This is a genomic window from Labrys sp. E2SS-1L (genome assembly GCF_057073705.1).
The window spans coordinates 743,841-764,105 of the sequence record NZ_CP172712.1 but is presented as its reverse complement, the minus strand read 5'-3'; the positions used below and the strand labels follow the sequence as shown (position 1 = coordinate 764,105).

At 66.3% G+C, this 20,265-nt stretch carries 15 protein-coding genes; 6 read left to right on the top strand and 9 right to left on the bottom strand.

The genetic code is table 11. The features are described from left to right. Positions 1-236 precede the first annotated feature (236 nt). From ACIGJE_RS03500 to ACIGJE_RS03475, 6 genes are all read right to left on the bottom strand, one after another. Positions 237-1,877: a sulfite reductase subunit alpha gene (locus ACIGJE_RS03500; RefSeq protein WP_415081945.1), complete on the bottom strand. Its 1,641-nt coding sequence runs from the start codon at positions 1,875-1,877 to the stop codon at positions 237-239. Beyond that, positions 1,874-3,622 (bottom strand): NirA family protein, encoded by a 1,749-nt coding sequence (locus ACIGJE_RS03495; protein ID WP_415082053.1) that lies wholly within the window; start codon positions 3,620-3,622, stop codon positions 1,874-1,876. The genes ACIGJE_RS03500 and ACIGJE_RS03495 overlap by 4 nt, the downstream gene beginning before the upstream one ends. Further along, positions 3,622-4,857 (bottom strand): NAD(P)/FAD-dependent oxidoreductase, encoded by a 1,236-nt coding sequence (locus ACIGJE_RS03490; RefSeq protein WP_415081947.1) that lies wholly within the window; start codon positions 4,855-4,857, stop codon positions 3,622-3,624. Before ACIGJE_RS03490 ends, ACIGJE_RS03495 begins: the two co-directional genes overlap by 1 nt. A gap of 26 nt (positions 4,858-4,883) precedes the next feature. Further along, positions 4,884-6,101: a nitrate/nitrite transporter gene (locus ACIGJE_RS03485; RefSeq protein ID WP_311934024.1), complete on the bottom strand. Its 1,218-nt coding sequence runs from the start codon at positions 6,099-6,101 to the stop codon at positions 4,884-4,886. A 567-nt stretch (positions 6,102-6,668) separates the two neighbouring features. After that, complete coding sequence (locus ACIGJE_RS03480; RefSeq protein ID WP_415081950.1) at positions 6,669-7,919, bottom strand: CmpA/NrtA family ABC transporter substrate-binding protein; 1,251 nt, start codon at positions 7,917-7,919, stop codon at positions 6,669-6,671. A 54-nt stretch (positions 7,920-7,973) separates the two neighbouring features. Further along, positions 7,974-8,564, bottom strand: a complete 591-nt coding sequence (locus tag ACIGJE_RS03475) for an ANTAR domain-containing response regulator (protein WP_367623491.1) — start codon at positions 8,562-8,564, stop codon at positions 7,974-7,976. A gap of 157 nt (positions 8,565-8,721) precedes the next feature. Here ACIGJE_RS03475 and ACIGJE_RS03470 point away from each other — a divergent pair, with 157 nt between their 5' ends. Then, complete coding sequence (locus tag ACIGJE_RS03470; RefSeq protein WP_415081953.1) at positions 8,722-9,354, top strand: HAD family hydrolase; 633 nt, start codon at positions 8,722-8,724, stop codon at positions 9,352-9,354. Between the two features lie 307 nt (positions 9,355-9,661). Here ACIGJE_RS03470 and ACIGJE_RS03465 read toward each other — a convergent pair whose 3' ends face one another. The 3 genes from ACIGJE_RS03465 to ACIGJE_RS03455 are packed head-to-tail and all read right to left on the bottom strand — an operon-like array spanning position 9,662 to position 13,725. Next, positions 9,662-11,080 carry an FGGY family carbohydrate kinase gene (locus ACIGJE_RS03465; RefSeq protein ID WP_483679332.1) on the bottom strand — a complete coding sequence of 473 codons (1,419 nt, stop codon included), beginning with the start codon at positions 11,078-11,080 and terminating at the stop codon, positions 9,662-9,664. Between the two features lie 12 nt (positions 11,081-11,092). Then, the gene (locus ACIGJE_RS03460; RefSeq protein ID WP_415081957.1) at positions 11,093-12,352 is read right to left on the bottom strand and encodes an NAD(P)/FAD-dependent oxidoreductase; all 1,260 of its coding nucleotides are present in this window, start codon (positions 12,350-12,352) and stop codon (positions 11,093-11,095) included. Next, positions 12,349-13,725 carry an NAD(P)/FAD-dependent oxidoreductase gene (locus ACIGJE_RS03455; RefSeq protein WP_415081959.1) on the bottom strand — a complete coding sequence of 459 codons (1,377 nt, stop codon included), beginning with the start codon at positions 13,723-13,725 and terminating at the stop codon, positions 12,349-12,351. Before ACIGJE_RS03455 ends, ACIGJE_RS03460 begins: the two co-directional genes overlap by 4 nt. 375 nt (positions 13,726-14,100) lie before the next feature. Here ACIGJE_RS03455 and ACIGJE_RS03450 point away from each other — a divergent pair, with 375 nt between their 5' ends. From ACIGJE_RS03450 to ACIGJE_RS03430, 5 genes are all read left to right on the top strand, one after another. Continuing rightward, complete coding sequence (locus ACIGJE_RS03450; protein WP_415081961.1) at positions 14,101-15,132, top strand: MsnO8 family LLM class oxidoreductase; 1,032 nt, start codon at positions 14,101-14,103, stop codon at positions 15,130-15,132. Positions 15,133-15,187: 55 nt separating this feature from the next. Then, entirely contained in the window at positions 15,188-16,501 is a 1,314-nt protein-coding gene (locus ACIGJE_RS03445) for an LLM class flavin-dependent oxidoreductase (protein WP_415082055.1), read from the top strand. Beyond that, positions 16,501-17,700 (top strand): M20 aminoacylase family protein, encoded by a 1,200-nt coding sequence (locus tag ACIGJE_RS03440; RefSeq protein ID WP_415081963.1) that lies wholly within the window; start codon positions 16,501-16,503, stop codon positions 17,698-17,700. Before ACIGJE_RS03445 ends, ACIGJE_RS03440 begins: the two co-directional genes overlap by 1 nt. Further along, positions 17,697-18,311, top strand: coding sequence for a GNAT family N-acetyltransferase (locus ACIGJE_RS03435; RefSeq protein WP_415081965.1), 615 nt, complete (start codon positions 17,697-17,699; stop codon positions 18,309-18,311). The genes ACIGJE_RS03440 and ACIGJE_RS03435 overlap by 4 nt, the downstream gene beginning before the upstream one ends. An 85-nt stretch (positions 18,312-18,396) precedes the next feature. Beyond that, a complete protein-coding gene (locus ACIGJE_RS03430; RefSeq protein ID WP_415081967.1) occupies positions 18,397-20,181 on the top strand; it encodes an amino acid ABC transporter permease/ATP-binding protein in 1,785 nt (594 codons plus the stop codon). Positions 20,182-20,265: the final 84 nt, after the last annotated feature.

Sequence of the window (20,265 nt, the reverse complement as noted above, 5' to 3'; positions counted from 1 at the left end):
GGGGCCTGGATTTTAAGACGCGGGTACCCTTCTCCCCTTGCGGGAGAAGGTGGCGCGAAGCGCCGGATGAGGGGTGGCGGCGGACACTTGCCAAGGTTGCGTTTCTCCCCTCATCCGCCCCCAATTTCTTAACCTGAACGCGTGGTCCTGAAAGGACCACGCTACGGCACCTTCTCCCGCAAGGGGAGAAGGGTATTCGCGCCTTTTTGGGTAAGGGTGTCATCGCGCCGCCCCCCTCAATACACGTCGGCCTGGTAGCGGCCGGCCTTCTTCAGGCCGTTGACGAAACTGGCCGCCTCCTCGGTGGAGCGGGCGCCCCATTGCGCCACGATGTCGACGAGGGCGCGTTCGACATCGCGCGCCATGCGCTTGGCGTCGCCGCAGACATAGAAGTGTGCGCCCTCGGCCAGCCAGCGCCAGAGATCGGCGCCGACCTCGCGCATGCGGTCCTGCACATAGAACTTGCCCTCGGCATCGCGTGACCAGGCGAGGGAGAGGCGGGTGAGCAGGCCGCTCTCGCGCATGGCGGCGAATTCCTCCTCGTAGAAGAAATCATGGTCGCGATGCTGATGGCCGAAGAACAGCCAGTTGCGCCCGCTGGCGCTCTCGGTCTTGCGCTCCTGCAGGAAGGCGCGGAACGGGGCAACCCCCGTGCCCGGCCCCACCATGATCACCGGCGTCTCGCCGTTTTCGGGCAGGCGGAAACCGTGGGCCTTCTGCACATAGACCTTGAGCTCCTCGCCCTCGGCGATGCGCTCGCCCAGGAAGGTCGAGGCAACGCCGAGCCGGTCGCGCGCACCGATACGGTAGCGCACCGTATCCACGGTGAGCGAGATCCGGCCCGGATTGGCCTTATGCGAGGAGGAAATCGAATAGAGCCGGGGCTGCAAGGGATCGAGGGCCTCGAGGAAGGCTTCGGCGCCGGGGCGGATACCCTGGAACTTGTAGAGCACGGCGAGCACGTCGAGCGTTGCCGCGTCCCCGTCCGGATCCTCGCCATTGGCCAATGCCCGGGCCTTGCGGCGCAGATCGCCGGTGCTGAGATAGGACAGGAGCTGGAACAGGCTGTCGGGCGGCGTGCCGAGCGAAAAATCCTCGATAAGCCTGTCACGCAGGCTCTTGCCGTCGATCGGGGCTTCGGGGCGGGCGCCGAGCAGGGCGATGATCTGGTCGGCGAGGCCCGCCTGATTCTTCGGGACCACGCCGAAACTATCGCCCGCGATATAATCGAGCCCGCTCTCGGACAGGTCGAATTCGACATGCCAGGTCGTCTTGGCGGATTTCTCGCCATTCAGCCGGCGGCGCGAGAGGAAGCGTGCGGCGACCGGGTTGTCGCGCGAGCGGCCGGGCAGGCCGGCAGCAGCCGGGGGCTGGCTGACCTCGGTCGGAGCCTCCTCGGCCTTCGCGGCAGGGCTTGCAGGAGAAGCGGTGCCGCCCTGCCCGATCTCCTGCGCCAGGGCCTTGAGCATGCGGGCGGTTTCCTTGCCGCCGGGCGCGCACAGAGTGAGGCGCTCTTCCTTGCGCAGAAAGAGCGCATTGGCATAGTCGGCGCAGTTGTAGCCGCATTGGCCGCAATCCTGCTGGGCCATTGCCGCCATCAGGCGCGGGGCCAGCGGCCTGTCCTTGGCCAAAGCGAGGCGTTCGTCGAGCGCCATGCTCGGGTCGTGCCAGGGCGCCTCGTCATTGTCGGCCAAAGTGGGGCCGGCAGGCTGATCGGGCCCGGCCGTAGCGGCACCCGGCATGTCGGCGACGGCGGTGCCGCTCTGGGCGGCGAGGACAGCACCGAAAAAGCCGTCGAGCCAGGCCCTCTGCTCCGGGCTGAAGGGCGCGCTTTCGGGAATGAGCGAACGCTGGGGCGGGATGGCGATCATGTTCATACGCCGGCAAGCTCCCTGTCGTCGACCAGGCCGCGTAAGGTTTCCGGTTCGTGCCTGGTCGTGAAGGCCTGGAAGCTCTCCGTCGAATCCTGACGGCGTTCGAGATAGAGGCGCAGCAGGCCCTCGACCTTGCCGGGGCAGTCCTCGGCCCGGATCTCCTTCCAGAGTTCGCGGCCGATCCTGGCCTGGTCGCCATAGCCACCGCCGACCACGATCGAATAGCCCTCGGCCTGGTCGCCCTCCTCGTTGAGCGTCACTTTGGCGCCGATCAGGCCGATGTCGCCGATATAATGCTGGGCGCAGGAATGATGGCAGCCGGTGAGATGCACGTTCACGGGCACGTCGAGCGCCAGCCGGGCGTCGACATGATCGGCGATCTCCAGGGCGTGTTCCTTGGTGTGGGCGGCGGCGAACTTGCAGCCGGTGGCCCCGGTACAGGCCACCAGGCCGGCGCGCAGCGAGGTTGCCTTCCAGTCGAGGCCGAGCGCTTCGATCGCCGCCTTGGCGTCTTCGAGCTTCGTATCCGCCACGCCGGAGATCAGCAGGTTCTGCCAGACGGTGAGGCGGATGTCGCCGTCGCCGAAATCGCGGGCGATGGCGGCAAGGCCGCGCATCTGGCCGGCATCCATCCGGCCGACGCCCAGGGTGACGCCGATCCAGTTCAGGCCCGGCTGGCTCTGGGGGTGCACGCCGATATGGGCCAGGCGGTCGAAGGCGGGACGGGGCTCGACCCCGTCCTCGGACAGGCGGGTGAGCTTGCGGCCGAGCTTGGCTTCGACGGCTTCGAGATAGGCCGGAAAGCCGATGGCATCGAGGACATATTTCATGCGCGCCTTGGTGCGGTTGGTGCGGTCGCCCTTGTCGATGAACACCCGCACGATGGCGTCGGCGATGGCGCAGCATTCCTCGGCCTTGCAGAATACGCCGGTGGGCCGGGCGAGGTCGCGATGGCCGGTGATGCCGCCGATCACGAGGCGGAACCAGATCTCGCCGCCGATGCGCACGGCCTGGAAGCCGATGTCGTTGGTCTCCTCCAGCGTGGCGATGCGCCCGCCGCCGTCGAAGGCCACGTTGAACTTGCGGGGCAGGCCGTAGAGCGAGCGGTCGTTGAGGATGTGATAGTGCCATTCGCGGGCGAGCGGCCGGGTGTCGGCCAGTTCCTGCGGATCGATGCCGGCGGTGGCCGAGCCGGTGACGTTGCGGATATTGTCGGCCCCCGAGCCGCGCGAGCACAGGCCGAGATCCTGGATGGCCTCGACCACGCGGGGCGCATTATCCGGCATCACCTCGCGGATCTGCAGATTGGCTCGCGTGGTGACATGGGCATAGCCCCCGCCCATCTGCTCGGCGACGTCGGCCATGCCGGCGAATTGCCAATGGTTGAGGATGCCGTTGGGAATGCGCAGCCGTACCATGTAGCTCGACTGCGCGGGCGCCACATAGAACAGGCCGAAATAGCGCCAGCGGAAATTGTCCTCGGGCTTGGGAAAGGCGCCGTCCCTGGCCTGGGCCTTCAGGCGCGGATAGGCATCGAAGGGATGTTCGGCCCGCTTCCATTTCTCCTGGTCGACAAGCTTGCCGCCACCGGCAGTTACGGCATCCTGCGCCTGAAGGTGTGTGGCGTCCGGGCCCATGGGGACAGGTGCTGCCGCCACGGGCGCCGCCTTGGCGCCGCCCACGGCCTGCATGCCGGAGACGAAACCTTCGAGGTAGCGTTTCTGGTCGGAGGTGAAGTCGCCGCCCATCATGCAGCCTCCCTCAGAACCCGCGAAGGTGCGGTTTCGCAGAAGGCCCGGCCGAAGATCAGGCTTTCTCGGATGGCGGAGATGTCGCTGCCCCGGCGGATCAGGTCCTTGTACCAGACGGCGTCCTCGGCCTCGCCGACCATGGCGGCGCCGATGAGGCGGTTGTCCTTCAGGACCAGGCGCTTGCACAGCCCGGCGCCGCGATCCTCCAGCAGGATGTCGTCATTGCCCTCGCCGAGGAAGTCGCCGGCGGAGAACACCGGAATGCCGGAGACCTTGAGGTTGGTCGACAGGGCGGTACCCTCATAGGCGGCCTTGGTGTCGCCGCCCCAGCGGCGTGCCAGCACGCGCGCCTGCTCATAGGCGGGCTCGACCAGGCCGTAGACCTGGCCGCGATGTTCGGCGCATTCGCCGATGGCGTGGATGAAGGGCACCACGGTGGCAAGGCCGTCATCCACCAGGATGCCGCGGCTGACAGGCAGGTCGGCGCTCTTGGCGAGGCCGATATTGGGACGCACGCCCACGGCGACCACCACCATGTCGACGGGCAGGTGCGAACCATCGGCGAAGAGGAGGGCCTGCGCCCTGCCTTCGCCTGCGACCTCCTGGGTCTGGGCATTGAGCATGACACGGATGCCCTTGCGCTCCACCGCCCGCTTGAGGAAGGCGGCGGTTCGCCGATCGAGCTGGCGTTCCATCAGGCGGTCCATGACATGGACGAGGGTGACTTTGGCCCCGCCCTTGGCTAGGCCATAGGCAGCCTCGATGCCCAGCAGTCCGCCGCCGATTACGGCGATGCGCCGGTTGAGACGGGCTGCTTCCTGTAGGGCCGGCAGGTCAGCGAGGTCGCGGAAGGTCATCACCCCTGGCAATGTCATGCCGGAGATGGGCAGGCGAATGGCGGAGGATCCCGTCGCCAGCACGGCCCGGTCGAAGGACAGGACGGTGCCATTGGCGAGATGGGCGGTGCGGGCCGCTGGATCGAGGCCGGTGACGGTCTGCCCGGTGATCAGACGGATGCCCTGGGCGCCATACCAGGCTTCGTCCCGCAGATTGATGCCGTCCCTGCCGATGTCGCCGGCGAGCAGCGCTGACAGCAGAACCCGGTTGTAGCCCGGCCGCGGCTCGGCGCCGACGACGGTGGTTTCGAACCGGCCCGGCGCGTGAGCGGCGAGTTCCTCGCACAGCCTGACGCTGGCCATGCCGTTGCCGATGATCAGGAGCTTTTCCGTCATGTCTCGATCCTCAGATTCTGGCCATTTCAGATTCTGGCGGTGGCGGTGCCGTCCTCGAGGGTCCAGGTCGTGCGCCAGCGGCGCTTGACGCGGGTGAGGGCGGTCAAGGCCAGCACTGCCAGCAAGGCAAAGATCAGGAAGCCGGCCTGGTAAGTGCCGGTGAACTGCTTGGAGAGGCCGAGGCTGGAGGCGAGGTAGAAGCCGCCGACGCCGCCCGTCATGCCGACCAGCCCGGTCATCACGCCCATTTCGGCGCGGAAGCGCTGCGGCACGAGCTGGAACACCGCGCCATTGCCCATGCCCAGAGCGAGCATGGCGACGACGAGGATACCAAGGCCGAGCCAGAGCTGGGCGAAGCCGAAGCTCACCAGGATCAGCGCGACGGCGGCCACGGCATAAAGCACGCTGAGGACGCGAATCCCGCCGAAGCGATCGGCGACGGCGCCACCGATGGGACGGAACAGCGAGCCCGCGAACACGCAGGCTGCCGTGCAATAGCCCGCCGTGACGGCGTCGAGCCCGTACTGGGTGTTGAAGTAGAAGCCGAGCGAGGAGGCGAGGCCCGAGAAGCCGCCGAAAGTGACGGCGTAGTAGAACATGAACCACCAGGCGTCGGGCTGGCGCAGGATCCTGGCATATTCGCCGAACGACTTGGCCGGTGGCTGGTTGGGGCTGTCCTTGGCGCAGGCGAGATAGACCAGGAGGGCGACGACCAGCGGGATGGCGGCAAGACCGATGACGTTGGTCCAACCCACCATGGTGGCGAGCAGCGGCGCGAACAGGGCGGCGAACACCGTGCCGGAATTGCCGGCGCCCGCAATGCCCAGGGCGATACCCTGGTAGTGTGGGGGATACCAGCGCGAGGCGAGGGGGAGCGCTACCGCAAAGGACGCGCCGGCCATGCCCAGGATGAGGCCGAGAAACAGCAGCTGGCTGTAGGAGTCGATGCCGACGGCCCAGAAGCCGAGGAGGCCGGCGATCACCACGAGCTGCGCCAGGATGCCGGTGAGCTTGGGCCGGAGATAGTCGACCAGGAACCCGTTGACCACGCGCAGGAAGGCGCCGGCGAGCACGGGCAGGGCCACCATCAAGCCCTTCTGGGCGGCATCGAGGTGAAGGTCGCCGGCGATTTGCACGGCGAGGGGCCCGAGGATCACCCAGACCATGAAGCTCATGTCGAAATAGAAGAAGGCGGCGAAGAGGGTGGGCCAATGACCGGCCTTGAGAAAGTCCCGCGTCTGCATCGTCGTGTTCCGCGTGCTTGAATGCGCCAAAACAAAAAGCCGCCGAACCATTCCCGCCGATGAGAGGCAGCAGGAATCGTTCGGCGGCGTTGCCGTTTCGCGTCCGTCAGTGGACGCCGGGCTTTTCGGCCCAGAATCTTCGAGGAAAACCGCTTATCGAGCCATCATTGACCCTGCTGCGGAAAGAGACCTGTGTCTCTTAGTCTGTGCAGTTTAGAAGCAGGCTGCTTTTTTAGGCAAGATCAAATATTGTGCGCCGCAGCATGGATTTGCCGATATTTTCGGCGGGCCGTTTCTAGAAAACGCTTCTTCCGCCTTGCGCCGCCCCTCACCCGTACCCTCTCCCCGTCAGAACGGGGCGAGGGGGCGCAGGCGCCGCGCTTGATCCTCAGCTATGTCATCTCGCCCAACCGTGGAGCGAGATGCGGTGCTCTCAGACCGAAATGCTCGGCCGAAGTCCCCCTCGCCCCGTTCTGACGGGGAGAGGGTACGGGTGAGGGGCGGTGCCACCTATCAAACAAGGCACTCATTGGTGCGGATGCCCTTAGCGTGCTTACGATGCCGGCGTCAGGAATGGCGAGGCCCGAAGGAGCGCAGATAGGCTTCGATATCGTCGGGATCGAACAGCCTGCCATCGAAGAAGCCGTCCGGGCCGAGCACCATGGTGCCGTGGCGCGAGGCGACCGGCGTGGCCAGCCGCAGGGCGCCTTCGACCTTGGCGCTCGCCCGGGGCAGGTCGATGCCGGTGCCGGCGAGGGCGGCGCGATAGAGGTCCGGGCGATAGACCTGGCCGGCTCGGCGGACCAAGGCGGGGCTGTAGTCAACCTGGCCCCAGCGCACCATCTGCGAGTAGAACCAGAGGGCGTGGCTCGCCCAAGGAAAGTTGGCGGCATGGTCATGGAAGACCAGGAAGTCGGGGATATCGGCGGCGGCTTCGTGCTGGCGGCGCACCAGGGTGCCGCTGAGCGCCCGGCCGATGATCTCGGGTGGCCGGTCGAGATAGACAGGCGCGGCGAGGATATGGGCGAGCTCGTCGTGATGGCCGGCATCCCCAGCCCAGCGCGCCGCCGCATGCAGCGCGCGCAGCAAAGCGGCAAGCTGGTCCGGCGCGCGCTCGGCGAAGTCGGCGCGGAAACCGAGGACCTTCTCGGGGCCCTGGCGCCAGAGGGTGGATTTGGTCACCGCGATCACGCCGACCCCGGCCTCGACGGCGAGCGAGTTCCAGGGCTCGCCCACGCAGAAACCATCGATCTGGCCCTCGCGGATGGCATCGACCATGAAGGGGGGCGGCAGGACAACCAGCCGGATATCCCTGTCGGGATCGATGCCGGCCGCGGCCAGCCAATAGCGCAGTTCGTAATTATGCCCCGAGAAGGGATGGACGACGGCGAAGGTGAGGGGAGCCTTGCCCGTCGCTTGCCTTTTGGAGACCACCTTGGCCAGTGCGGCGCCGATGGCGGCCGGGCCGGCGGCAAGATCCGCACCCTCCTGCTCCATTCGGGCAAAGAGCGGCGGCGCGAGCGTGATGGCATTGCCGCCGAGGCCGAGCGAGAAGGGGGCGATCATCGCCACCTCGACATGCCCGAGGCCGAGCGTGGAGGCGATCGGCATCGGCCCGAGCATATGGGCGGCATCGAAATGGCCGAGCATGACGCGGTCGCGGATATTGGCCCAGGAGGTTTCCCGTACCAGTCTGAGTTCGAGGCCTTCGGCCGCAGCGAAGCCCTTTTCCCTGGCAACGATCAGGGGGGCGGCGTCGACGAGCGGGATGAAGCCGAGCGTCAGATCGGCGGTACTGTCCCTGTCCTTGCTGCTCATCGCCCGTACTCCTGGAATTTTGCGCCGTCCGCGTCGTGACCGCTCATATCAGGCCTATTTGTCCAGTAGCCTGGCAGCGGTGACGAGGCTGCGCGCCACCTCGGCCACGCGCCGGCTTTCATTCATCGCCGTCTTGCGCAGCAGGGCATAGGCCTCCTCCTCGCTGATGCCCCGTCGCTTCATCAGAATGCCCTTCGCCTTGTCGATGGTCTTGCGGTCCTCGAGGGCCTGGCGCGTGCGGTCGAGCTCCTCGCGCAGGCGATGGAAGGCGTTGAAGCGGCTGATGGCCATGTCGAGGATCGGCCGGACGCGTTCCTTGCGCAGGCCATCGACCACATAGGCCGAGACGCCGGCATCGATGGCGGCCTCGGTGGCGGCCTTGTCGGACTGGTCGACGAACATCACCACCGGGCGGTGCACGCTGCGGGAGACCTGGAACATCTGCTCCAGCACGTCGCGATTGGGGTTCTCCAGATCGATGAAGATGACGTCGGGATCGGCCTCGACGACCTGTCGCAGCAGATGGCGCATCTGGGTGATGATGGTGACGCGCTGGTGCCCCGCCTCGCGCAGGCCTTCCTCGATGACGGACGCCCTCATCGCATTGTCGTCGATCAGCAGGACATGCAGGGGCGTATCGTTCATTCCGGCAATTTCGGGCGCGCGCGCCGGGAAGGCAAGGCGCGATATTAGGCAGCATGCCACGAAGACAGGCGAGGAGGGACGTTGCATTCGCGCATGAAATCGCGTAAAAATGCATATTAACGCAAATAGACGCACAAACAAGCAAACGGAGAAAGTCGTGGCAGACCCGATCAAGGCGGTGGTGTTCGATCTCGGTGGTGTGCTGATCGACTGGAATCCTCTCTATCTCTACCGCCAGCTCCTGCCGGACGAGGAGAGCGCCCGCCGCTTCCTCGCCGAGGTCTGCACACCCGCCTGGAACGGCCAGTTCGATGCCGGCAAGCCGTTTGCCGAAGGCGTGGCCGAGCTTTCCGGGGAATTTCCCCATCATGGCGAGCTGATCTCGGCCTTTCACACGCGCTGGTCCGAGATGCTGGGCGGCGCCATCGAGGGGACGGTCGCCATCCTGGAGGAACTGCGCCGGGAGGAAGTGGCCCTGCATGCGATCTCGAACTGGTCGTCCGAAACCTTTCCGATCGCGGCCGAGCGCTATGCCTTCCTCTCCCATTTCGAGGTCCTGATCGTCTCGGGCGAGAGAAAGCTGGCCAAGCCGGATCCGGCGATTTTCGAGCTTTTCCTGCAGGAAACGAGCCTGTCGCCCCGTGATTGCGTCTTCATCGACGACAATGCCGAGAATATCGCGACAGCTTCACGCCTCGGCTTCAAGGCGATCCGCTTCCGCGATCCGGAAACCCTGCGCCGGGATCTGGGCGAACTGGGTTTGTTGAACAGCATGCAATCTGCCATTTGACGGGCCTTGCCGGATTGGGCTGGAAAGTCGCCACCTTGCTCACCTCTGTTGCCAAGGTCGCGTAGCCCTCACCCTTACCCTCTCCCCGCAAAACGGAGCGAGGGGGACTACCGAGTATTTCGTGTCGAAACGGTCCCATCTCGCCCAACCGCCAGGCGAGATGGAGTGTTGGGGGAATCAATCACGACGCCTGTGCCCCCTCTCCCCGCCCCTTGCGGGGAGAGGGTAAGGGTGAGGGGCGGCGTGACCCAACAAAATCAAGGAAGGCACATTTAGGCAACATCTCCGGACAATGTTCCAATCGCCCTCAGCGCCAGCCCGTTGTCCGGCCGACGGCGCTGCGGAAGCGGGCACGCCATTGCTGGCGAGGGGCGTTCTTCGGCTCGTAGAGCTTGCGCTTGGCGGCAGCCACGGCCGGTATTTCCAGGCCGATGCCGAGGGCCGCGAGCTGGGCCGTGCCCAGGGCCGTGGTCTCGTCGAAATCCGACAAGGCGACGGCCTTGCCGGCGCTGTCGGCCAGGAACTGGCAGAAATAGGGGCTGCGCGACAAGCCGCCATCGATGGCGATCACGTCGCCGGTCTGCACCTCGGCCTCCATTGCCGCCAGGATGTCGCAGGTGAGCAGCGCAATGCCTTCGAGCAGGGCCTGGCGCAGGTCCGCGAAATCGGAAGCCGGCGTCAGGCCGATGATGACGGGGGCGGCGGTGCGGTCCCAATGCGGGCAGGCGAGGCCCGAAAAGGCCGGCACGAAGACGAGCCCGCGTTCGATCGCCGGCGGCTGCCGGAACTGATGGAAATCGTCGACACCGCTGGCGATGCCCGTCTTGACCGCCCATTCGATGCTCGAGCCGACATCGTAGACGCCGCCGTCGAGGGCATAGGTCGGGCGATCGCCGATATGCCAGGCCACCGTCGGCAAGAGTCCGCCGGTCAGCGAGGGCGCCTTGGGAATTGTCGAGGTGACGGCCAGGCAGAAGGCGCCGGTGCCGAAGGTGATCTTGAGGTCGCCGGCCCGACGGCAGCGATGGCCGTAGAGCGCGGCCTGCTGATCGACCAGGGACGCGGTGATCGGCCCGGTCTGCGTCCTGCCGAAGGCTGCCACGGTCTGCCGGATCGGCGGCAGGCTGTCGAGGGGCACGCCGAACAGGGCGCAGAGCTCCTCGTCCCAGGCCCCCGTCGCCAGGTTCATCAACGAGGTGCGGGACGCCGTGGTCGCATCCGTGGCGAACTCGCCCGTCAGGCGCTGCAGGAAGAAGGCATCGGTGGTACCCAGGCGCAGCCGTCCCGCAACGCGGGCCCTGGCGACCTCGGGCAGGTTGTCGAGCATCCAGCGGAATTTGGTGGCTGAGAAATAGGGATCGAGCGGCAGGCCGGCCCGCTCCAGCACGGTCGCGGCCTTGCCGTCCGTCCGCAGCCCTTCGACCAGATCCGCCGTGCGACCATCCTGCCAGACGATTACGGGCGACAAAGGCTTGCCGGTGACGGCGTCCCAGGCCAGGCAGCTTTCCCCCTGGTTGGAAAGGCCGATCGCCGCTGCCGGACCGGCGGCTTCCAGGCAGATCCGGATATTGGCCAGCAATTCTTCCGGATCATGCTCGACCCAGCCCGGATTGGGATGATGCTGGCCATGCCGGATCGCCTTGACGATGGCGATGGCGCCGTCTTCGCCTACCACCAGAGAGCGGGTGGAGGTGGTGCCCTGGTCGATCGCAACGATATTTGCCATCGAGAATTGCTCCTATGGCGCTTTGCTCTGGACCACCTGCAATGTCAGCTCGGTCGCTGCAGGCGGGATGGCGAGATGCGCGGTGGGAATCAGGATACGCCTTTCCGGCGCCGAGGTGATCCTCCGAGACCACAGCACGGAATCGCCGGCCGAAAGCGTGAGGGTTCCTCTCAGCCGTTCAGAGAAGCGCAGCTGGAGTTCCGGCAAGGCGCGCGGCAGATCCACGCGATCGATTTCCTTGGAGTCGATTTCCTGGGGCACGACCAGCTTGATGCCCGCCCCGGTGCGAATGGGAATGCTGGCACGGCGCGGGGACAGTCCGCCTTCGAGGTCGCGGGCGATGCTGCCGGCAATGCGCCGCGCCTCGGCCCAGCACCAGCCGGCGGTCTCCACGGGCCTCAGCAGGTTGCCGGCGGCGAAGATCGCGCCGTCGCGGGTTCGGCCGAAGGCATCGACGACAGGCCCGCCGCTGCCCTGGTCGATCGCCAGGCCGCCGAGGCGCGCCAAGGCCGATTCCGGCGTGAAGGCGCCGGTGAACAGCACGCCGTCGCAATCGATGCCGAGCTCTCCCGCCTGCGAGCGCGCGAGCACCTCCTGCACCCGGTCCTTGCCATTGATGGCGCCGATTTCGGTGCGGTAGTGCACGGGAATGCCGAGCAGGCGCGGCAGCAGCCAGAAGGGAAAGCGAGCCGTGGGGTCGGCGTTGGCTTCGATCACCGCGGCCGGGCGGATGCCACCCGACAGGCAGGTGAGGATGGCCGACATCGCCACCAGTTCGGTGCCGACGATCACCGGCCGGCGGAAGGGCGCGAGCTTTTCCAGATAGACATAGGCCTGCAGGGCGGCCGTGTTGAGAATGCCGAGCGGGCGCTCGCCCGACACCAACCGCGCGGCACGCGAAGCCTCGCGCGTGCCGGTGGCCAACAGGATGCGCCGCGGCCTGAACTCGCTGGGGCCATCAGGCGATACCGCCCTGACAACGCCGTCCCCGACCGAGAGCACGCTATGCCGGGTGAGGATCTCGACGCCGCGGTCCCTCGCACGGGCCTCCAGCCGGGCCGCATAGCGCGTGCCGGAGAGGATGCGGCGGAATTCGCGCATGCCGAAGGGCGAATGGCCGCAATGGCGGGGAATACCGCCCACGACCGTATCGCGTTCGAGCAGCACGACCTTGTCGACGCCGAGTTCCCGGAGCGTCGTTGCCGCCGACAGGCCGGCGGGACCACCGCCGACGACGAGGACATCCGGGGTTATCGCCTTGGCGGCACTCATCGCGCCACTCCGCTGTCGAGGGGCACGGTAAAACGTCCCTGGGTCAGGCTCGCCAGCCTGGCGCTGCAGTTGAAGCCCTGGCAGCGCCCCATGGCGCAACGCGTGCGTCGCTTCAGGCCGCCGAAATCGCCGGCAGCCAGCGGGCGGGACAGGGCAGTCTCGATTTCGCGCTTCGTTACCAGCTCGCAGTGGCAGATGATTTCCCCGTAACCCGGCCGGTCGTAATCGCGCGGCAGGTGCTCGGCGAGATTGGGCATCGGGAAGGTGGGGCCGGCTGCGACGGGCGCGATGCTGCCGCCTGCCTCCTGGTAGAGGCGCAGCACATGGCGGGCTATGCCGAGTGAGGCGGACAAGCCGGTCGAGCGGATGCCGCCGACGCTGATCCAGTTGCGCTCGGCATAGGCATCGATGCGATAGTCCTTCTTCTCCGTGGCCGGCCGCAGCCCGGCATAGCAGGCGGTCACCGGCATGCCGGCCAGGGCCGGCAGGATCTCGATGCCCCGGCGAATCAGGGCTTCGAGCGCGTCGTGGTCGACATCGGCCCGGTCGCGGTCCTGCTGTTCCTCGGCGGTGGGGCCGACGAGCAGGTTGCCGAAGACGGTGCGCGTGACCACCACCCCCTTGGTGCGTTCATTGGGCACCGGCAGGATGATGGCCGCAGCCAGCCTGTAGGCCGCCTTGTCGAACACCACGAACTGGCCCTTGCGCGGACGGATCTCGAAGGCGCACTGGCCGAGAAGCGCCTTGTCGATTTCGTCGCCATGGTTGCCGGCGCAATTGATCACGCTGCGAGCCTCGACGGGCCCGGCCGTGGTTTCCAGGCGCCATATCCGGCCGTCGAACTGGCCGCCGATGACACGGGTGCCGCGCAGGACGGTGGCGCCATGAGCCATGGCCTGCTCGACATAGGCGAGGAAGGGGCTCCAGGGGTCGATCAGGGCCTCGTCCGGCACGAAGAGGGCGGCGCGCGCCGCCTCCGATAGCCCCGGCTCCCTGGCGCGCAATTCGGCGCGGCCAATCAGCGCGACATTGTCGATGCCGTTTTCCAGTGCCTTGGCGCGGATACCCGCCAGGCCGGCTTCCTCGGCCTCGTTCCAGGCGACGACGAGCGCGCTGCTGCGCAGGAGCGGCAGCCCCAAAGCCTGGTGGATCTCGAGATATTCGGCGTAGCCGGCGCGGATGCAGGCAAGTTCCAGGCTGCCGGGCGGAGCGTCGAAGCCCGTATGCAGGATGGCGCTGTTGGCCTTGCTGGCACCGGAGAGGATGTCGCCGCCGGCCTCGATCAGGGTGATGGCGAGCCCTTCCAGCGCAAAGCGTCGGGCGATCGCGCATCCCACGACCCCCGCGCCGATGATGGCGACATCGCTGACCATTGTGCCGTCTTTCCCCCAGGCCGCTCCGGGCGCGAGCCTGTTGCGCCATCTGAGCAAATTCGCGGCTGCTTCGCTACTGGCTGGTGCTGCCACCCCTCATCTCCCTGCCGGGACCTTCTCCCGCAAGGGGAGAAGGGATTTGATTGGGATGGGCGTTGGAGATCGCAACGGGACCAAAGCACTGGACCAACGGAGTAAAACTCCCTTCTCCCCTTGCGGGAGAAGGTGGCGGCAGCCGGATGAGGGCTGAGCCACCTCTCGAAGATTATTCGATCACCATCAAAGATTCATATTTAATATATAGAAATAGTAGTCTATTGTGCCTTCCTCTCCTTGGCGGTGCCGTCGGCGCCGCATCGAAAGCAAGATGGCACGATGAGTTACAGGCTGAGTCTGCTCGACAAGAGCCCCCTTGCTCCCGGCGACAACGCGGCCGATGCCCTCAAGCGTACGATTGCCCTGGCCCAGGCGGCGGAGCGGCTCGGCTATCATCGCTTCTGGGTTGCCGAGCATCACAATGCCCCCGAACTCGCCAGTTCCGCGCCGGAAGTGCTGATCGCCTTCCTGCTCGCCAACACGGCCCGAATCCGTATCGGCTCGGGCGGCGTGATGCTTCAGCATTACAGCGCCTACAAGGTGGCCGAGGTCTTCAATCTGCTGGCCTCGCTGGCGCCGGGGCGGGTCGATCTCGGCATCGGCAAGGCGCCCGGTGGGCTGCCGCTGGCGACGCGCGCGTTGCAGGGAGCCTATGACCCCGCCCGCAAGCCGGGCTTTGCCGGGCAGCTCGACGATCTCGGCCGTTTCCTGGAGGGGCCGGTCGCAGCCGGCGAAGCGCTGGCCGGGTTGAGCGCCACCCCGCGGCCGCCCGTGGCGCCCGAGCGCTTCCTGCTGGGGGCAAGCGTGGAAAGCGCCGAGCTAGCGGCCGCCAGGGGCTGGCAGTTCGTATTCGCCCGCCACCTCAATGGCGACGATGCCCTGCTTGCCGATGCCGTTGCGGCCTATCGCGGCAAGGCCGGACGACCGCCTTTGGTGGCGGTGGCTGCCATCGTTGCCGACAGCGCCGCCGAGGCGGCACGCCAGGCCGCGGGCCTGCAGCTCTTCAAGGTGCATGTCCCTGGTGCGCAGAGCGTCACCGTCGGCAGCGAGGCGCAGGCGGAGGATTATGCCCGCCAGGCGGGCGCCAGCGATTTTCGTATCGAGCGCAAAACACCCAGCGTTCTCGCCGGCACGGCTGGAGATGTAGTGGCGGCACTCGATCGCCTGCATGAGCGCCACGGCATCGAGGAATTCATCGTCGAGCCCGCCGTGAAGGGCGATGCGAGACTCACTCTGGCGGAGCACCTGGCCGAGGCCCGCAACTCCACGATCCCGCAGCACGCCACCCTGCGCCAAGCCGTTCCCGCCTGACCATCACGCATTTGAGGAGAGAGATTTGAGCAGGAAACGCATTCCCTTCGGTGTGATGCTGCAAGGCCCGGGCGGCCATATGAACGCCTGGAAGCATCCGAGCGTGCCGGCCGATGCCAGCGTCAATTTCGAGCACTATGTCCGTGCTGCGCGCCAGGCCGAAAAGGCCGGTATCGCCTTCGTCTTCATCGCCGACGGCCTCTATATCAACGAGATCTCCATTCCGCATTTCCTCAACCGGTTCGAGCCGATCGCCCTGCTGTCGGCCCTGGCCGCCTCGACCGCCAGCATCGGCCTGGTCGGCACGCTCTCGACCTCCTATTCCGATCCCTTCACCGTGGCCCGGCAGTTCGGCTCGATCGACGTGATCAGCGGCGGCCGCGCCGGCTGGAATGCGGTGACCTCGCCGCTGGAAGGATCGGCCCGCAACTACAACCGCGACAAGCATCCCGAACATGCCCTGCGCTACGAGATCGCCGGCGAGCATATCGAGGTGGTCAAGGGGCTGTGGGACAGCTGGGACGACGATGCCTTCCCGCGCGATCGCGAGACCGGCCGCTATGCCGACTTCACCAAGATGCACCGGCTCGATTTCAAGGGCCGCTTCCATGCCGCCGAAGGGCCGCTCAATCTCGGCCGCTCCCCACAGGGCCAGCCGGTGCTGTTCCAGGCGGGTGCCTCCGACGATGGCATCAAGCTCGCCGGCCGCCATGCCGATGCGGTGTTCGCCGGCTCCGAATCCTTCGAGCAGAACCGGGAGCTCTCGCGCAAGCTCAAGCAGAGTGCCCAGGCGCATGGCCGCCAACCCGACCACCTCAAGATATTCCCCGGCGTCGCGCCCGTCGTCGGTTCGACCGAGGAGGAAGCGGAACGCAAATATCAGGAGATCCGCGCCCTGGTGACCGACCATGAGGCGCTGCTCTATCTCGGGCGCTTCTTCGATCATCACGACTTCACCGCCTATCCGCTCGACGATCCCTTCCCGGACCTCGGCGATATCGGCGCCAATAATTTCAGGGCCCATACCGACCGCATCAAGCGTGTGGCGCGCGAGAAGAAGCTGACCCTGCGCGAGGTCGCCCTCAACGAAGCGACCCCGCGCTCGCGCTTCATCGGCACGCCCGAAGCCGTTGCCGACGAACTGGGCCGTTGGGTCGAGGGCGGGGCGGCCGACGGTTTCGTGCTCGGCTTCCACGTGCTCAATGCCGGCCTCGACGATTTCGAGGCGCAGGTCCTGCCGATCCTGGAGGCACGCGGCCAGCATCGCCCTGCCCAGTTCGGCACCACGCTCAGGGACCATCTCGGCCTGCCCTATCGCGACAGCCGCTATGCCGTGCCGAGCGCCGGAACCGGCGAGGAGGCGGCCTGATGACGGCGCAGTTTCCCCTGCCTTCGGCCGCTGGAGTCGAAATCGCACTGCAGGGCGACGAGTTCATCGCCCTGCGCCGCAAGCTGCATACCGAGCCCGAGCTTGCCTACAAGGAAGAAAAGACCAGCGCTCTCGTCGCTGGCTATCTGGAAGGCTGGGGCTATGAGGTGGCGCGCAATATCGGCGGCACCGGGGTGGTCGGCACGCTCAGAAGCGGCGAGGGCGGGCGAACCGTCGGCATCCGTGCCGACATGGATGCCTTGCCGATCACCGAGGCCACGGGCCTGCCTTATGCCAGCACGGTGCCGGGCGTGATGCATGCCTGTGGCCATGACGGGCATACCTCGATCCTGCTGGCGGCGGCCAAGCACCTTGCCGAGACGCGTGGCTTTTCCGGCACGCTGAGGGTGATCTTCCAGCCGGCCGAGGAGAATGGTGGCGGTGCCCGCTCGATGATCAAGGACGGGTTGTTCGAGCGCTTCCCCGTCGATGCCGTGTTCGGGCTGCACAATTGGCCGGGCGTGCCCGCCGGCGAGTTCGGTTTCCTCACCGGACCGGCCATGGCTTCGGTGGACCTCGCCATCATCCGCATCATCGGCAAGGGCGGCCATGGCGCCAAGCCACAGCAGGCGATCGACCCGGTGGTGGCTTCGGCTTCGCTGGTGCTGGCGCTGCAGACGGTGGTCTCGCGCAATGTCGATCCGCTGGAGGCGGTGGTCGTCACCGTCGGCTCGATCCATGGTGGCATCGCACCCAACGTCATCCCCGACAGCGTCGAACTGCAACTGACCATCCGCACCTTCGACGATGCGGTCCGCGAGAATGTGCGCCAACGCATCATCGAACTGGCGCAGAGCCACGCCGCCTCCTTTGGCGCGCGCGCCGAGGTCCATTATCCGCGTGGCTATCCGGTGCTGGTCAACCATGCCGGGGAGACCGCGTTCGCCCGCCAGGTGGCCGCCCGCCATTTCGGGGAAGACCGCATCCGCCGGGGCTTCCGGCCGATCACCGCGAGCGAGGACTTTGCCTTCATGCTCAAGGAGCGGCCGGGCAGCTACCTCTTCATCGGCAATGGCGACAGCGCCGACCTGCACAACCCCCAATATGACTTCAACGATGCCATTCTCGTGGATGCGGCGCGCTACTGGGTCGCGCTGGTCCAGGATTATCTTTCGGATAATAGTGAGCCGGCAAAATGAAAGATGTCTTCTTCTATACGACTCCGCTCGATGAACAGGCGCGTCCCCTGATCGAGGCTCTCACCTTCGAATATCAGTCGCGCTACGGCAATTATTGGGGTGAACCGGGTTCGGCGGAAATGAGCCGCTATCCCGCCGAGCTCTTCGCACCGCCCCATGGCAATTTCGTGCTCCTGTTGCGCGACGGCGTGGCCATCGCAGGAGGCGCCTTCAAGCGCTATGACGAACGCACGGCGGAATTCAAGCGGGTATGGACCCATGTCGACCTGCGCCGCCAGGGCCTGGCCCGCAAGGTGCTGGCCGAGCTCGAGGCGCAGGCCGCCCGTCAGGGCTATAGCCGCATATATCTCACCACCGGCTTCCGCCAGCCGGAAGCCGCAGGTCTCTATCTCTCCACCGGCTATACCGCCCTGTTCGACGTCACCAAGGATCCCGAGACCTACGGCTCGCTGCCCTTCGAGAAGGACATCGCACCTCTCGCCGTCGCGGTCGAACCGCTTGTGACAGGCGAAGGGCCGCCGGCAGGCGACAGACTGGTCGCACTCAGCGCTGTCCGCGCCGCCCGCCAGGCTGCCCCGGACCAAGGCCAGGCTGGGCGCAAGGCGGGCTGACAGGCCGGTTTTCACCGACCTTCTTTCGTCATTAATTCTATTATTTCTATGAACTAACTGAATATGAGCAGGAAGGAAGCGCAGCATGGCCTCCACCACGGATTTCGACGGCTTACTCGCGGGCCCGCAATCAGGCAGTGCCCCCGATTATTCCCGCTATCGCGTGGTGCCGGCCCGGCATCCCTGGCGCGCCGTCGGCACGGTGGCGGCCGTGCTCATCCTTGGCATCACCCTGCATTCGATCCTGACCAACCCGAAATGGGGCTGGGCCGTCTTCGCGCAGTACTTCGTCTCCGAGCCGGTTCTGGTCGGGCTCGCCCGCACCGTATTGCTCACCGTGCTCGCCTCCATCTTCGGCTTCCTGCTCGGCGGCACGCTCGCCTTCGCACGGGTCTCGAAATCGCCCCTGCTCGCCGGGATTTCCTGGGGCTATATCTGGCTGCTGCGCTCGGTGCCCCTGATCGTGCTGCTGCTGATCCTCAACAATCTCGGCTATCTCTACACCACGCTCGATCTCGGCATCCCCTATACCGGGATTTCCTTCGCCCAGTATAATCTGGTGGAAGTGCTCAGCCCCTTCGCAGTGGCGCTGATCGGCCTCAGCTTGAACCAGGCCGCCTTCTCGGCCGAGATCATCCGGGGCGGCATCCTCTCCGTCGACCAGGGCCAGCACGAGGCCGCCGCCGCTCTCGGCCTGTCGCGCCGCCGCCATGCCCTCGGCATCGTGCTGCCCCAGGCGATGCGCGCCATCCTGCCGAGCGGTTTCAACGAGATCATCGGCCTGGCCAAGTCGACCTCCATGGTCTACGTGCTGGCGCTGCCGGAACTGTTCTACACCGTGCAGGTGATCTACCGGCGCAATCTCGAAGTCATCCCCCTCCTGATGGTGGCGACGGTCTGGTACCTCATCATCATGAGCGTGCTCTCGCTCATCCAGCTGAGGATCGAGCGGCATTATGCCAGGGGCGCCCTACGGACCACGCCCGCCTCGCTACTGGAACGCATCACGGGGCGAAATAGTAGCCGGCAAAATAAATCGACGACTGTGGCCCAATCACCAGCGCCGGCGGCGCGCAGGCCCCTGGTTTCGGCATTGCGACCGGCCAGGCGGGAGGGCCTGATCGAGATCCATGGCCTGTCCAAGCGCTATGGCAGCCATACCGTGCTGGACAATGTCAATCTCACCGTCCGGCCCGGCGAGGTCACGGCCATTCTCGGCCCCTCCGGTGCCGGCAAGTCGACGCTGCTGCGTGCGATCAATCATCTCGAACGTGCGAGCGAGGGGTTCATCGCCATCGATGGCGAGCTGATCGGCTATGAGCGCCGCGGCAACGTGCTCTATGAGCTGAAGGAAGGCGCAATCCGCCGCCGCCGTGCTTCGATCGGCATGGTGTTCCAGAACTTCAACCTGTTTCCGCATCTCACCGTGCTCGAGAACATCATCGAGGCGCCGGTCTCGGTGCAGAAGGTGCCGCGCAGCGAGGCCCTCGAACAGGCCCGCGACCTCCTCAGCCGCATCGGTCTTTCCGACAAGGCGGATGCCTATCCCCGCCAGCTGTCGGGCGGCCAGCAGCAGCGCGTCGCCATTGCCAGGGCCCTGGCGCTCAAGCCCAAGGTCATCTTGTTCGACGAGCCGACCTCCGCCCTCGATCCTGAACTTGTCGGCGAGGTGCTCGAAGTGATCAAGGAACTCGCTACCTCCGGCACCACCATGGTGATCGTCACCCACGAAGTCGGCTTCGCCCGCGAAGTGGCCGATACCGTGGTGTTCATGGAGAACGGCCGCGTCCTCGAATCCGGCCCGCCTGCCCAGCTTTTCAATGCACCCGCCCATTCCCGCCTCGGCGAATTCCTCGCCAAGGTCCTGTGACGCCCGACGTTTCTTCGACCTCTATGCCGGCGCGTGGAGAGCCGCCGGCGCGACCCTTCCTCCCACGCCCGATCAGGAGATCCC